The sequence below is a fragment of the Shewanella sp. Isolate8 genome (assembly GCF_022398495.1).
GTDB lineage: Bacteria > Pseudomonadota > Gammaproteobacteria > Enterobacterales > Shewanellaceae > Shewanella > Shewanella aquimarina.
This window is the reverse complement of the sequence record NZ_JAKEVI010000001.1, coordinates 595,957-610,379: the sequence shown is the minus strand read 5'-3', so window position 1 is coordinate 610,379 and position 14,423 is coordinate 595,957. Positions and strand designations below refer to the sequence as shown.

Sequence of the window (14,423 nt, the reverse complement as noted above, 5' to 3'; positions counted from 1 at the left end):
AATTCTTAACTAAAAAGTGATTACTCATTGATCTTCAACACGGCGAGGAAGGCCTCTTGCGGTACTTCGACGTTACCCACCTGCTTCATGCGCTTCTTACCCTCTTTCTGCTTCTGCAGCAGCTTCTTCTTACGAGAGACGTCGCCGCCATAACACTTAGCGGTCACGTCTTTACGCAGGGCTTTGACCGATGAACGCGCGATGATCTGGCTGCCGACGGCCGCCTGAATCGCGATATCGAACATCTGTCTTGGGATCAGTTCCTTCATCTTGTTCACCAAGGCCAGGCCTTGATAACGCACGTTTGCCTTGTGAAGGATCATCGCCAGGGCATCGACGCGGTCGCCGTTGATCAACACGTCCAGACGCACCATGTCCGCCGGCTCGAAACGCTTGAAGTTATATTCGAGCGAGGCATAACCACGGCTGGTCGACTTCAAACGGTCGAAGAAGTCCATCACCACCTCGGCCATCGGCATATCATAGGTGATCGCCACCTGATTGCCGTGGTAAACCATGTTGGTCTGTACGCCACGCTTCTCGACACACAGGGTGATCACGTTACCCAGGTACTCTTTAGGCACCAGGATATTGGTCTCAACGATAGGCTCGCGCATCTCTTCGATGTTGTTCATCGGCGGAAGATCCGATGGGTTATCGACGTAGATGGTCTCGCCCTTAGTGGTCACTACCTCATAGACTACCGTCGGCGCAGTGGTGATCAGATCCAGGTTATATTCGCGCTCGAGACGCTCCTGAATGATCTCCATATGCAGCAGACCTAGGTAACCGATGCGGAAACCAAAGCCCAGGGCAGATGAGGTTTCAGGCTCGAAGAAGAGCGACGCATCGTTCAGGCTCAGCTTGTTAAGCGCATCACGGAAGTTCTCGTAGTCGTCGGTCGAGATAGGGAATACACCGGCATAAACCTGAGGCTTCACCTTCTTAAAGCCGGGTAGCGGCTTCTCGGCGCCATTCTTGGCCAGGGTCAGGGTATCGCCCACAGGCGCGCCGTGGATCTCCTTGATACCGGCGATCACGAAACCTACTTCGCCAGTCTTCAGCTCGGCAGTATCTGTCTGCTTAGGGGTAAAGATACCGACGCGATCGGCGTTATGGGTCTGACCCGTCGACATCACCTTGAACTTGTCACCCTTCTTGAGCACACCATTCTTGATACGCACCAAGGAAACAACCCCCAGGTAACTGTCGAACCAGGAGTCGATGATCAGCGCCTGCAGCGGCGCATCCGGATCGCCCTCTGGCGGCGGAATTTGCGCCACGATAGTTTCCAGCACGTCGCCGATACCAAGACCCGTCTTGGCCGAGCAGCGCACCGCATCGGCGGCCTCGATACCTACGATATCCTCGATCTCGTCGGCAACACGCTCAGGATCAGCCTGGGGAAGGTCAATCTTGTTCAGTACAGGAACCACGTCCAGATCCATATCCAGGGCGGTATAACAGTTTGCCAGGGTCTGCGCCTCAACGCCTTGACCGGCATCGACCACCAAGAGCGCGCCTTCACAGGCCGCCAGTGAACGTGACACCTCATAGGAGAAGTCTACGTGACCAGGGGTATCGATGAAGTTCAGCTGGTAAGTTTCACCATCTTTGGCTTTGTAATCGAGAGTCACACTCTGGGCTTTAATGGTAATGCCGCGCTCACGCTCGAGATCCATTGAGTCCAATACCTGCGCCGCCATCTCACGATCAGACAGGCCGCCGCACTCTTGAATAAGACGGTCAGAAAGGGTTGATTTGCCATGGTCGATATGGGCAATAATCGAAAAGTTTCTAATATGCTTCATTGTGCGAAATGACTAAACTCGAAATTGAAATTGATCTAAAAGTGCCGAATTGTACCCGATCGCAAAATGAATACCAATTGGAATCCATCGGACAAGGAAAATAATAGGCTAGCTGGCGGGGGAAATGCCGTCTATGGCCCGGCCAAGGCGTGACAGAATGACAGGCTGACTGTTAGTCTCCAGGGCTTTAGCCCATCTCCGTCCCAGCCACCAGGCGCTCACTGCCCCACCGGCGCCTAGGGCGATAGCCAGCAGATCGCTGCTCGAAAGCCCCGACAAGTCGGCAAGGAAATGTCCCAGTGCGGCGCCGATAAACAGCCCCGCCAGCGGCATGAGGTAGACGATGGCGGCCGCCTTTAAGATCACGCTCTCGGGCAGGCCAAGCTTTAACAGTTCACCCGGCTCATACTGTTCGTCGCTGGGCAGCGAGAATCGCTGCACCTTAGGTGAGAAGGCCTTAGAGACGGCCGAGGTGCCACAGGTGTCATTGTTGTCGCAATGATTACAGGCATTTTTCACTTTGACTTCGACCGTGACCCAGCCATCTCCTGGGCACCTGATCACTGTGGCTGTTTCTTCCATCATAGCCTGATTACTCTATGGTGATGCTCTTGGCGATACGGCTCAGGGTCTCCGCCGGCACCTTGCCCACGGCAACCACCTCGGCATTGCCCACCCGCTCGGTCGCCAAAGAGAGTCCGTTGCGGGTCATCAGCTCGTCGGGCAGCGCCGTCTCGCCGGCTCTGGCCACATATACTGAGATATTCACCAGACCATCGCTCAGGGCGATATACTCGACCGCCTCGTGACTGCCGATAAGTCTGTGATTATCCTTGACTAAGATCTTAAAACCTTGAGGTAACCATTTGAATTGCCAGTTATCGGCCTGCTCTCGCTGGGGCTGAGGCATGATCTCAGGCCACTCCTGCTTGTAGGCTTCACGTAGAATCGCCGGTGCATCGTCCAGGACGATCAACTCCACCACCAGCACTTGCTCCAGCAGCTGCTTCTCAAGATTGAGCATGTCGTAGCGCAGCGGCAGATAGGTATCCATATCCAGCCATACCTGATAGCTATAGCGGTTATCATCGTTAGGGATGATGCGCACTAGCTGACCGGGGCGCCCCGCAAGGCGTGAGCGCCCGCCCAGGACAAACTGGTAACCCGACTCGAGATCTGAGATAGAACCGGCAAACGCAGGTGGCAATACCCCTTGAATACGTTCGGCCCTAACACTGTAGGCAGGCTGATCGTGCTCGATAAAGGTGACGGTATTGCCCACGCGCACGGCATTTTTCGGCGGGCCATTGAGGTGCTCGAGAAAAGCGACTTCATGGTCGTCGACCTTGCCGTGAAGATAAACCAGGGGGCGTATATGATCCGCTTGCAGATGGATCAGGGACATCTTGAATTCTTGTCCTTTTAAGGCGAGGCTCATATTTTCGAGCCAAGCCTTAGCGGACAACTCTTCCTGCGCACTGGCAGGGAAGACGAGGACTAACAAGGCCAACCAAATAAGACGCAAGCTAACTCCTTAATAATACCAATCGACACAAAGAGTATAGTCAGTGTGACCAGTATAAATAGCTTTTAGTGATTAACCGGGATCGGCGTAAGCTCACCATTGTCGTCTATATTGGCACTGTTATTCAATCTTTGCTGCAGCATATGATCTTGAATATAGGTGTTGATACGATGACGCTGCTCCATCACACGCTCGTTGGTATAACTTTGGTTCTGTTGCACAGGACCTGTCTGCAGGCTCACCGGCGACGCGCTGCCAATCAGCGGACGGGTATTGAGCACTGGCATAGGCGCAGCATCTTCGACGCCACCCTGATTATAATTCTGTACACCGATCACGGCGACTAAGGCGACGCTGGCCGCGATGGCATATTGGCCAAACTGCTTAAACAGTGGCACCACACTCGCAAGTCTGTGTTGAGTGGCTTGTTGAGGCGTCACCTCAGGCGTTTCGACACGCTTAGGCACAAGGATACTAGGCTCAAGCTCAATCGCCGCGGCAATGTTGGCACTGAGATCCAGATTGATCGCAGCCGGCAACTCACCACGCATAGCATCACCTATCATGTGATAATCACGCCACTTTTCATGTGAATCCGTATCGGCGGCGAGTTGCGCCAATTCCTGCTCGTCGACTTCACCATCAACGGCAGCGGAAACCCATTCCTGACCTAACTTATCCATTTATCACCCATATAAATTTAGTGTATCGAATAAAATGCTTCATCGTTCCAGCAAAGGCTGTAACTTCTTATCGATGGCTTCACGTGCCCTAAAGATACGTGAACGCACAGTGCCCACAGGACACTCCATCACATTGGCAATCTCTTCATAACTCATACCATCGAGCTCACGCAAAGAGATGGCCATCTTCAATTCTTCTGGCAAGGTATCGAGCGTATCGAAGACCACTTTTTGAATCTCATCCGACAACATGAGACGCTCGGGGGAGGCAAACTCCTTTAGCGCATCACTGCCGTCATAATATTCGGCTTCTTCCGCATCGACATCGTTGGCAGGCGCTCGCCTACCCTGTGCCACTAAATGATTTTTCGCGGTATTAACCGCGATGCGATACAACCAAGTATAAAACGCACTCTCACCCCTAAAGTTAGGCAGCGCACGATAAGCTTTAATAAAGGCTTCCTGTGCCACATCTGCCACGTCGGCCTGATTACGCACATAGCGTGCAATCAGGTTAATCACTTTGCTCTGATATTTATGTACCAGCAGGTTAAAAGCGTTTTTATCTCCTTGTTGCACTCGCTCAACGAGTTGTTGATCACTTATCTGTCCACTCATCCGAGCCGACTACTCCTAAATCTAAAATGCTGATTTCTCAGTCGCTCGAATCATATTCACATATGTAGACTAGCCCACATCGAAAAAGTTCTAAAAAAAATTGCGATATCCACATTTATTTTCTACGGCGAGATCAGTATCCATAAATGGCGTCTTGGTTTACCATAGACAATACTCGCATAACTTACCATGATACCTGATGAAACAAGTAGTTGAACATCAATCTGACGTTTTGGTTATCGGCAGCGGGGCTGCTGGTCTGACTTTAGCGCTACATCTGGCTGAAAAATCAAACGTAATCTTACTCTCCAAGGGCCCACTCAGCGAAGGCTCAACCTACTACGCCCAGGGCGGTATCGCGTCAGTATTCGATGAAGAGGATACCATCGAATCTCATGTTGCCGATACCTTGATCGCCGGCGCCGGGTTATGCGATGAAGAAGTTGTGACCTTTACCGCCGAAAACGCCAAGAGCGCCATGGAGTGGTTGATTCACTGCGGCGTCGCCTTCGACAAAGAAGAAACCGCCGATGGTGACGAGAGCAATGCCCCCTACCACCTGACCCGCGAAGGTGGCCACAGCCACAGACGCATCTTGCACGCGGCCGATGCCACGGGCAAAGAGGTGCAGGTGACCCTTCAGGAGCGCGCCCAGAACCACCCCAATATTAAGGTGCTTGAGCGATATAACGCCATCGACCTTATTACCACACGCAAACTTAAGCGCCCCGGCAACCGCGTCCTCGGCGCCTATGTATGGAACCGTGACGAAGAGCATGTCGAAACCGTTAAGGCTCGCTTCGTTGCCCTGGCCACAGGTGGCAGCTCTAAGGTGTACCAATATACCTCCAATCCGGATATCGCCTCGGGCGATGGCATCGCCATGGCCTGGCGCTCGGGTTGCCGGGTGGCCAACATGGAGTTCAACCAGTTCCACCCCACCTGTCTCTATCACGCCGATGCACGCAACTTCCTGTTGACCGAGGCCCTGCGTGGCGAAGGCGCCTATCTCAAGCGCCCGGATGGCAGCCGCTTCATGCCTGACTTCGACGAGCGTGGCGAACTGGCACCTCGTGATATCGTGGCTCGCGCCATCGACTATGAGATGAAGCGCCTCGGGGTCGATTGTGTCTATCTGGATATCACACATAAACCCGCAGACTTTGTGATTAAACATTTCCCGACTATCTATAAACGTTGTCTGGAGCTGGGGATAGACATCACTAAGGATGCAATTCCTGTGGTACCCGCGGCTCACTACACCTGCGGCGGCGTGATGACAGATCTTCATGGTCAGACAGACCTCAACGGCCTCTATGCCATAGGTGAAGTCGCTTATACTGGTCTGCATGGCGCCAACCGTCTGGCCAGCAATTCGCTGCTGGAGTGCCTAGTGTTTGCCCGCGCGGCGGCCGAGGACATTGAGAGTCAGCTGGCCAAGATCCCTATGCCGGGTGTGCTGCCCGCCTGGGATGAGAGTAAGGTGTCTAATTCGGATGAAGAGGTTGTGATCGCTCACAACTGGCATGAGCTACGTCTGTTCATGTGGGACTATGTGGGCATCGTTCGCTCAGACAAGCGCCTCGAGCGCGCCCTGCGTCGCTGCGCCATGCTGCAGCAGGAGATCCAGGAGTACTATAGTAACTTCCGCGTGAGTAACAACTTACTCGAGCTGCGTAACCTGGTACAGGTGGCCGAGCTGATCATCCGCTGCGCCATGGAGCGAAAGGAAAGCCGAGGTCTGCATTACAATATCGACCATCCCAACAAGACCAATAACCCACTGCCAACCATATTGCATCCTGAGCAATAGAGGCACCGCGAGTCAGCCAAACCTCAGCAGTAGACGACACAGGTGTCGATAACCTGTGTCGTCAAACATATCCCGCCACAGGATAACCAGGCGTTTCTGCTCTCCCTCGTATAACCAGAACAGCACCATGAAGGGACTGACCCAGACACGGCGATGGCTCAGCCTTGCCTCACCAGGTTCTTCAACTTTTGACTCTTCAAGCTGACTATCCAACCTGTCATGGATAAGGCCTATCCTGCCCGATTCATCTAGCCAGAAGGCAAGAGACCAACTTCTTAGCGCAATCAACTGATAGAGGAAGAAAACGATAGTGGCCAGCAAGAGGCCATACTTGAGGGTGAGAAACCAGAAAGAGGAGATTGGCGGCCAGGCCAGAAAAGCACTCAGGCACAGGGCCGCGAAACAGACCAGCGAGAGTCGCTGGTCAAAGGAGGCTGTCAGATGAAAGTTATGGCGCCGCCCGGCCACGAACCTTGATCACCATCTCGGCGAGCTGCGGATCTGGGCAGGCCTCATGGCCCATAAACCAGGCAAACAACTCAGGATCTTCACACTCTAGCAGACGAACAAAAACCGTCTTGTCGTCTGAAGACAGCTGTTCATATTGAGTCTCAACAAAGGGTTGAAACAATACATCAAGCTCTAACATGCCCCGTCGGCACGCCCATCTTACTCTGGCTATGTTCATTGGCTCTGACACACAACTACTCCCTTATTTTCGATTGGCGATAGTGTACCAGTTAGGCCGACGGCTTCACACCGTTTTATAGCCGCTCCACCTCGAGATCCTTACCGGCGAAGAGATCGCTAAAATCGGTTTCCAAAAGGGACTTTACCGCAGGATGCTGAATCATCCGCTCGGCAAACATCACATGATAAACCTCTTTGATATCATCCGTCTCACCGAGCAGCTGCATGTCATGGGCAAGAATATCCTGCTTATAGATAGAGGGCGCCACGAAGATCCCCTGCTTGAAGAAGCCAAATGCCTTCATCATGGCGGCATCGTCAAACTCACCGAGTATGGTGACATCCAGGCCATTCTCATCGAACCAGTGATGCAGCTGCTGACCCAGCGAGGTGCGTTTGCCTGGGATCAAGAGTTTGCCCTCCTCCAGACAGGCGGGGAAAGGCTTGTCATAGGTAGTGGATGAGAAAAACGCCACGCCGCATTCACCGAGCTTCTTCGATAAGATCTCCGGATACTTGAGGGATTCACCGGCGCAGTCGGACAAGATCATATCCAGCTTGTGCTCCCTGAGGCGCTCCATCAGGCTCTCGTGAGTTGCCTCGTAGCAGGCAAGATGCATAGAACCGTCACTGGGCACCACAGAGAGCAGCACCCGGCTGGCCAGGGCCTTGGAGAGCGCATCGGCGATCCCCACCTCGAACAAGATATTATTATCCTTTTGATAATTCAGGATATCTAACATCTCGTAGCTCAGGCTAAACATCTTATCGGCGTAGCGAAACACCAGTTCGCCCAACTCTGTGGGCTCCAGGTTACGCCCCACCCGCTTAAACAGAGTACCGTTGAGACGCTGCTCCAACACGCGGATCTGCCCAGTCACCGTCTGCGGCGTCAAACATAAGGTTTCGGCGGCCTTGGCCACCGACCCCTTCTTGTGCGCCATCCAGAAATAATAGAGATGGTTGTAATTCAGATGCGACATCAAGACTCGCGACTCTCCTGATTATTTAAGGCGTTGGCAATCCATCATGCTGTACATGATGTCACTCAGCGCCTCTATCGAGTCCACTTTACCGGCCTCGAAGGCCTCGGAGAGTCCCTGCACCAGGCTGTCACGATCCGGCAGGCGCCCCTCGCAGTAGGTGCGGTTAGCCTCCTCAAAGCGCTTACCGCTACGATACTTGAGTGCCCTGGACTCATAACCATTACTCTCCAGGCGCTTGCCCATCGCCTTAGGTTTAAACATCAGGGCACCGTCTACCACCCCTTCGAGATAATGCTGACAGGTGACGCTATTGATATCTTTATCGCAGGCCTCAAGCTGGCTGGCATAGGCGCCCCCGGTTAAACCGAATGAGAGCATGAGTGTCACGACGAGTTTTTTCATGATTTTTCTCCTTTCTCTGGAAGCACCTTAGATAACCAAAAATAACCTATCACAGCCGACATGATCGACCCGGTCAGAATACCAAGCCTCGCCAGATCGCCGTATACCTCGCCATCGCCGATAAAGGCCAGGGATGAGATAAACATCGACATGGTAAAGCCAATACCACACATCACGGCCACGGGCGCGATATGACGCCAGCCCATGCCCTCAGGTAATGCAGCCAGCTTCAGCTTAACCGCCACGAAGCTAAACAACAGCACGCCGAGCGGCTTACCCAGCAACAGGCCTAGGGCAATGCCCACAGGCACGGGCGATAACAGATCCCCCAGGCTCATGCCCGACAGGTCGACCCCGGCATTGGCAAAGGCGAAGATTGGCAGGATGACAAAGGTGCTCCATGGGTGCAGGCTATGCTCTAAATGCTCAGAGGGCGAGCTACCATCTTTGGCCCTAAGCGGGATACAGAAGGCGATGATCACCCCCGCCAGGGTAGCGTGCACCCCAGACTTAAGCACGGCGATCCACAGGATAAGACCCACGACACCATAAGGTGCGAGTGCGGTAACCCCTTTACGATTCAGACCCACTAAGACCACAATCGCCAGCGCCGCAACTACCAGGCTAATGGCCGAGAGATCTGTGCTATAGAACATGGCAATTATCACCACCACACCCAAGTCATCTATGATGGCCAGCGCCAGCAAGAAGACCTTAAGCGCCACCGGAACCCGGCTGCCAAGCAAGGCCATGATACCGAGTGCGAAGGCAATATCTGTCGCTGCCGGGATCGCCCAGCCCACCTGAGTCAAGGGGTCAGAATAGTTAAAGATCAAGTAAATCGCCGCGGGGAAGATCATGCCACCGATGGCGGCAAAGGTCGGCAGTGATGCCTGTTCGCGGCTCGACAGCGCCCCTTCGAGCAGTTCACGCTTCACTTCCAGACCGATCAACATGAAGAACAGGGCCATCAGGCCGTCGTTAATCCAGTGGATCAGCGTCTTATCAATGTCCAGACTGCCCACTCGCACCTGCATCTCAGTGTGCAGGAAGCCTTGATACAGGCCTGATAACGGGGAGTTCGCCATAATCATCGCCAAGATGACGGCGGCCATCAATAAGATGCCACCGGCCGATTCCTGGCTCAGAAAATTTCTAATCGCCTTTTCCATAAATAAACTCCAAAAACACTTAATGTATCGAGTCTAGCGGAATGCAACCTAGCTGAATAATCGTTTGCATCGGCATTATACATCGGTAATTCCGAGGTATTAAGTGTAGTCAGTCAATCGGAAGTAATCAATAGCATGCAGTGCTAACTGGAGGAAGAGGCGGCTAAATCCTTCTGTGATGGGGATCACAGGCAGATTCAGTTTAAAATGGAGATTTTTTATGCAGAATAGATTAATAAAACGCGGCGACTCAACTAGACCCCGCCGCGCTTTACCTCAGAAATTCCTCAGTCTTAAGATTGACCCTTAGACAGAGCCTTAGACAGAGAAGGGATACTGAATCGCCTCATGATGCTGATAGCCTGTGACCTCGAAATCATCCATGGTCACCCAGGTTTCGAGATCTTCCAGCGACTTGATATCAGGGTTGATATGCAGTTGAGGCGACGGGAACGGCTCACGCTTAAGCTGTACCTCCTGCATCAGCGGGAGCTGGTCTTCATAGATGTGAGCATTGACTATCTTATGATAGGCCTTACCGGGTTTGTGGCCGGTGATCTGCGCCACAATCGCCAATAGGGCAAACACCTGCACCTGATTAAAATTCAGCCCTAGTGGGACATCACAGGAGCGCTGGAAACTGTTGAGGTACAGGGTATCCCCCAGCAGAGAGAAATTATGGGTATGCATGCAGGGACGTAGGCAGCCCATGTGGAACTCACCAGGATTATAGAAGCTTAAGATCTCGCCGCGGTCATCGACCCCCCTAGAGAGGTTATCGATGATCTTTCTCAGCTGATCCACAGTGCCACCATCCGGCTTGGCCCAAGCCCTGCCCTGCACCCCATACACTCGGCCCATATCGTCATGGCCCTTACGGTGTGGGTTATTCAGCCAGGCGTTGTTCTCGTTGGCATTGGCATCCCAGGTCTTGGCACCCAATTTTCGAAAATCGGCGGCATTGTCATAGCCTCTGAGATACCCCAGCAGCTCGGCAATCGCCCCCTTCCAAAAACTCTTACGCGTGGTGATCAGGGGAAACTGGTTTGCGGCCACGTCGTATTCCAGATCGGCATTGATCACGGTTAAACAGCGCTTTCCCGTGCGCTCATTTTCAACCCAGACGCCCTCATTGATGATTCGTTCACATAATGCCAAATACTGTTTCATCTTATCCTACTTATCATTTTTGCTTAGATGCGCCCCGTGGCGCCTGCCTTATTCGAATCCTAGCCGCGCATTAGCCGCCCATCGCTAGGGCCTGTTGATCTTTGCCGTTTGTTTTTGCAGCAGTTTGAAGGTGATTTATACAAGGCAGAGCCTGTGTCGTGTAGTCTTCTACACAAACTGGCGATAACGCCGTAGAAATGGCCTACAAACGCTGCCCAACGGGTTCATCTAAACGCGCGCTGCACTTTATGAAAGGCTTCCTGCCTTTCACCGCAAGCGGTCAGCAATGCTGTTAGAAATCGTTCCAGACGATTTCTTTGTTGTTCGCCATTCACATAGAGTAACTATGCTTCATGGCTCTCGCCTCACGCAAAACGCGTTTAGATTGAACAAAAATTAAACTTGAAAGATCAACAGGCCCTAGGTGAGGGCTAACTTGATCCCGGTAAAGAATAACATGACGGCGAAGATTTTCTTTAATCTCGCCGTGGGCCAGACACTGGCCGCCTTCGCCCCCAGTGGCGCCGTCAACATAGAGGTACAGACGATGCCAAACAGGGCAGGAAGATAGATATAGCCCAGGGTATATTCGGGCAGCCCTTGTGTTCCCCAGCCCGCAAAGACATAACTCAGACTCCCAAACAGGGCTATCATCAACCCGGTCACAGAGGAGAAACCTATGGCGTGACGCATCTGCACGCCACACCAACTTAAAAACGGAATCAGCAAGATGCCGCCACCTATACCCATTAATGCGGCGATGATGGCGATAAGTCCGGCGGCGATAAACAGATAGGGCGCCGCAGGCAGGCTACGCTCCCCCTCGGCTGCCTTAAAAGGAAACACCATCTGCAGCGCCATCAGCACCACGAAACCGGCAAACACCTGCTTGAGCAGCTGGGCAGAAAACAGCGACGAGATAAATCCAGCCGACAGCGCGCCGACGATTAAACCGGGCAGCATAATGGTCAGTAGGTGCCAGGGCACATTGCCGCGGGCGTGATGCGCCCGGGCCGACGAGAGCGAGGTTAAGATGATCGCCGCCAGCGAGGTGGCAATGGCCACATGGGTAAGATGTTCAGGCACTACGCCCGCCATGGGCAGAAGAAACAGCAAGACAGGAACGGCTATCACGCCACCACCTATGCCCAACAGACCCGCCATAAAGCCGATGAAGGCCCCGAGGGCAATACAACTGACAACTATGGTGAACATGAAACCTCTAAGGCAGTGGCGAAAGGAGGCATTAGCTTAAAGGAATTACCGACAGATTGAAATTGCCTAACGCTCACAGAGAGAAACTCACTTAGATGAACTCATCGAGGCCCTTCTCTTTAAGATAAAGGGAGAGCAGCTCCCTCACCTCGAAGCCGTTGCTGAGGGACAGCGCCTGAGCAAGCAGCTCGCTCAGATCCTGATAAGACACCCGGCGGATCAGATAATTGATTCTGGCCAGGCTCCCCTGGTTCATGCTCAGCTGGGTATAGCCCATGGCCACCAGCAGCAAGACTCCCAAGGGTTCACCGGCCAGCTCGCCGCAGACGCTAATGGGCAGTCGGTATTCCCTGCAGGCCAGCCTCGCCTGGGTCAGCGCCCGTAAAATGCCCGGATGATAGGAGTCGTACAGGGTACTGACCCTGGGATTGTTGCGATCCACCGCCAACAGATATTGGGTCAGATCGTTCGAGCCCACAGAGATAAAGTCGACCCGCTTGGCCACCTCTTCGAGCTGGAACAGCAGCGCCGGCACCTCCAGCATGATGCCTATCTTCGGCCGCTGCAGATCCGGATGCACGTCTTGTTTCACCTCGAGATAGGCCTGCTCCAGGTAGGCGATCGCCTGATCTATCTCATCGAGACAACAGACCATGGGCAGCAGGATATGCAGCTGCTCACCGCCACCTGAGGCATTGAGCATGGCTCTGAGCTGCACCAGAAACAGCTCGGGATGATCCAGTGTCAGGCGGATCCCGCGCCAACCAAGGAAGGGATTCTCCTCTATGATAGGCAGATAGGAGAGTGGCTTGTCGCCTCCCACATCCAGGGTGCGCATCACCACGGGGCGACCGAGCGCCGCGTCCAGCACCTGACGATAGACCTCTACCTGCTCGGCCTCACTGGGGAAGCGAGTCTGCAACATGAAGGGGATCTCGGTGCGATACAGGCCGACACCGTCTGCGCCTTCTGCGATCTCAGAGGCCAGGCTGCTTAACAGCCCAGCATTCAGGTAGAGATGAATACGCCGATCATCCAGGGTAGTCGCAGGCTTAGAAAGCTCTTCGGCATAGCGTTTCTGCAGCGCCTTCTCCGCCGAGATCAGGCTGCGGTACTCGCCTATCAGGGTCGGTGTGGGCGAGATCAGCACCTGCCCACGGTTGGCATTCAAAATAAGCTGCTTACCGTCTATCCCCGCGTTGAGGATCCCCTCGACGCCGATTACCGCGGGCACACCGAAGGCCCGGGCCAGAATGGCCGCGTGCGAGTTCACCCCGCCCAGCTCTGTGACTATGCCGACTAATTTGTGCTGGGGAAACTCCGCCAACATGGTCGCCGTGGCTTCCTTGGTCACCAGGATCACGGGCACATCCAGCTCCAGCTGCATCTTCTGCGGCTCGATCAGTTCGCGCAGCACCCTCTGCCCCAGATCACGAATATCCGTGGCCCGCTCCTGCATATAGGGGTCTTGCATCTGCTGGAAATGATCTATGTAACGCAGAGACACCCGGCTCACCGCCGAGATAGCCGTCCAGCCCGCCTGGATCTCCCGCACATATTCACCGCCCAGGCTGGTGTCGTCCAGCAGCAGCTGCAAGGCGGAGAAGATAGATTGCACCTCTTTCTCATTCTCGCCATCGAAGCGCTGAGACAGGGCACTCAGGGTATTGCGACAGGCCTCCAAGGCCTGACTCAGGGCGAGCAGCTCGTCATCTACCTCTTGAGTGCGACGTCCCTGTTGCTCCAGGGGGATCTCGCCACCCAGCACCATGGCATGGGCGATCACCACGCCGCTGGCCGCCGAGGTCCCCGTGTAGACACACTTATTGGGCGTCGATTTGACCTCGGCCTTCTTACGCTGCTCACGCACCGCAACCGCCAGCTGGGCGGCTAGGGTCATCAAGAAAGCCTCTTCGGCCTCACTAAACTGGCGCGCGTCGGCCTGCTGCACCACCAGCACACCTAGGATTAATTTCTGATAGATGATGGGCACGGCGAGAAAGGCACGGAAATCTTCCTCGTCGACTTCGGTAAATAGCTTAAATCTGGGGTGTTGTTGGGCATCGGCCAGGTTGACCGGCTCTTCGCGTTCGGCCACCAGGCCAACCAGGCCCTGGCTCATAGGCATCTTGACCTTGCCCACGGCTCTGGGATCGAGGCCGTCGGTGGCCGACAGCACCAGCTCCTGCTCTTCTAAGATATAGATGGAGCAACACTGGGTTTCCATTGCCGACTTGGTCTGGCTAACAAGCAAAGATAGGGCAGATTGAAGATCGTCGGCTGCGGCTACGGCCTGAGTAATGTCTCTGAGCGTCTTTAACACAGCCTATCTCTCCTC

At 54.0% G+C, this 14,423-nt stretch carries 14 protein-coding genes; 1 reads left to right on the top strand and 13 read right to left on the bottom strand.

The genetic code is table 11. From position 1 onward, the window contains the following. Positions 1 to 20: 20 nt before the first annotated feature. The 5 genes from lepA to rpoE all read right to left on the bottom strand — a co-directional run bounded on the left by lepA (position 21) and on the right by rpoE (position 4,637). Positions 21 to 1,811: a translation elongation factor 4 gene (lepA, locus tag L1D43_RS02620; protein WP_041510341.1), complete on the bottom strand. Its 1,791-nt coding sequence runs from the start codon at positions 1,809 to 1,811 to the stop codon at positions 21 to 23. Positions 1,812 to 1,919: 108 nt separating this feature from the next. Beyond that, complete coding sequence (locus tag L1D43_RS02615) at positions 1,920 to 2,396, bottom strand: SoxR reducing system RseC family protein (RefSeq protein ID WP_239849842.1); 477 nt, start codon at positions 2,394 to 2,396, stop codon at positions 1,920 to 1,922. A gap of 7 nt (positions 2,397 to 2,403) precedes the next feature. Further along, positions 2,404 to 3,336, bottom strand: coding sequence for a MucB/RseB C-terminal domain-containing protein (locus tag L1D43_RS02610; RefSeq protein ID WP_041510339.1), 933 nt, complete (start codon positions 3,334 to 3,336; stop codon positions 2,404 to 2,406). A gap of 65 nt (positions 3,337 to 3,401) precedes the next feature. Continuing rightward, entirely contained in the window at positions 3,402 to 4,019 is a 618-nt protein-coding gene (locus tag L1D43_RS02605) for an RseA family anti-sigma factor (protein WP_239849841.1), read from the bottom strand. A 39-nt stretch (positions 4,020 to 4,058) separates the two neighbouring features. Beyond that, on the bottom strand, positions 4,059 to 4,637 hold the full coding sequence (rpoE, locus tag L1D43_RS02600) for an RNA polymerase sigma factor RpoE (RefSeq protein ID WP_011864852.1): 579 nt from the start codon (positions 4,635 to 4,637) through the stop codon (positions 4,059 to 4,061). Positions 4,638 to 4,836: 199 nt separating this feature from the next. Here rpoE and nadB point away from each other — a divergent pair, with 199 nt between their 5' ends. Next, positions 4,837 to 6,450 (top strand): L-aspartate oxidase, encoded by a 1,614-nt coding sequence (gene nadB, locus L1D43_RS02595; RefSeq protein WP_239849840.1) that lies wholly within the window; start codon positions 4,837 to 4,839, stop codon positions 6,448 to 6,450. Positions 6,451 to 6,462: 12 nt separating this feature from the next. On the opposite strand, the gene L1D43_RS02590 is transcribed toward nadB, so the two are convergent. From L1D43_RS02590 to ptsP, 8 genes are all read right to left on the bottom strand, one after another. Next, the gene (locus L1D43_RS02590; RefSeq protein ID WP_239849839.1) at positions 6,463 to 6,918 is read right to left on the bottom strand and encodes a protein YgfX; all 456 of its coding nucleotides are present in this window, start codon (positions 6,916 to 6,918) and stop codon (positions 6,463 to 6,465) included. Further along, the gene (locus L1D43_RS02585) at positions 6,899 to 7,138 is read right to left on the bottom strand and encodes a succinate dehydrogenase assembly factor 2 (protein ID WP_041510335.1); all 240 of its coding nucleotides are present in this window, start codon (positions 7,136 to 7,138) and stop codon (positions 6,899 to 6,901) included. The genes L1D43_RS02590 and L1D43_RS02585 overlap by 20 nt, the downstream gene beginning before the upstream one ends. 76 nt (positions 7,139 to 7,214) lie before the next feature. Then, positions 7,215 to 8,123, bottom strand: a complete 909-nt coding sequence (gene nhaR / locus L1D43_RS02580; protein ID WP_239849838.1) for a transcriptional activator NhaR — start codon at positions 8,121 to 8,123, stop codon at positions 7,215 to 7,217. Positions 8,124 to 8,144: 21 nt separating this feature from the next. Beyond that, positions 8,145 to 8,528, bottom strand: a complete 384-nt coding sequence (locus tag L1D43_RS02575) for a hypothetical protein (RefSeq protein WP_239849837.1) — start codon at positions 8,526 to 8,528, stop codon at positions 8,145 to 8,147. Further along, positions 8,525 to 9,700, bottom strand: a complete 1,176-nt coding sequence (gene nhaA, locus L1D43_RS02570) for a Na+/H+ antiporter NhaA (protein WP_239849836.1) — start codon at positions 9,698 to 9,700, stop codon at positions 8,525 to 8,527. Before nhaA ends, L1D43_RS02575 begins: the two co-directional genes overlap by 4 nt. Before the next feature lie 318 nt (positions 9,701 to 10,018). Further along, complete coding sequence (locus tag L1D43_RS02565) at positions 10,019 to 10,870, bottom strand: thymidylate synthase (RefSeq protein ID WP_239849835.1); 852 nt, start codon at positions 10,868 to 10,870, stop codon at positions 10,019 to 10,021. 420 nt (positions 10,871 to 11,290) lie between these two features. Beyond that, positions 11,291 to 12,085 (bottom strand): sulfite exporter TauE/SafE family protein, encoded by a 795-nt coding sequence (locus tag L1D43_RS02560; protein ID WP_239849834.1) that lies wholly within the window; start codon positions 12,083 to 12,085, stop codon positions 11,291 to 11,293. 91 nt (positions 12,086 to 12,176) lie between these two features. Next, the gene (gene ptsP, locus L1D43_RS02555; protein ID WP_239849833.1) at positions 12,177 to 14,408 is read right to left on the bottom strand and encodes a phosphoenolpyruvate--protein phosphotransferase; all 2,232 of its coding nucleotides are present in this window, start codon (positions 14,406 to 14,408) and stop codon (positions 12,177 to 12,179) included. Between the last annotated feature and the right edge of the window lie 15 nt (positions 14,409 to 14,423).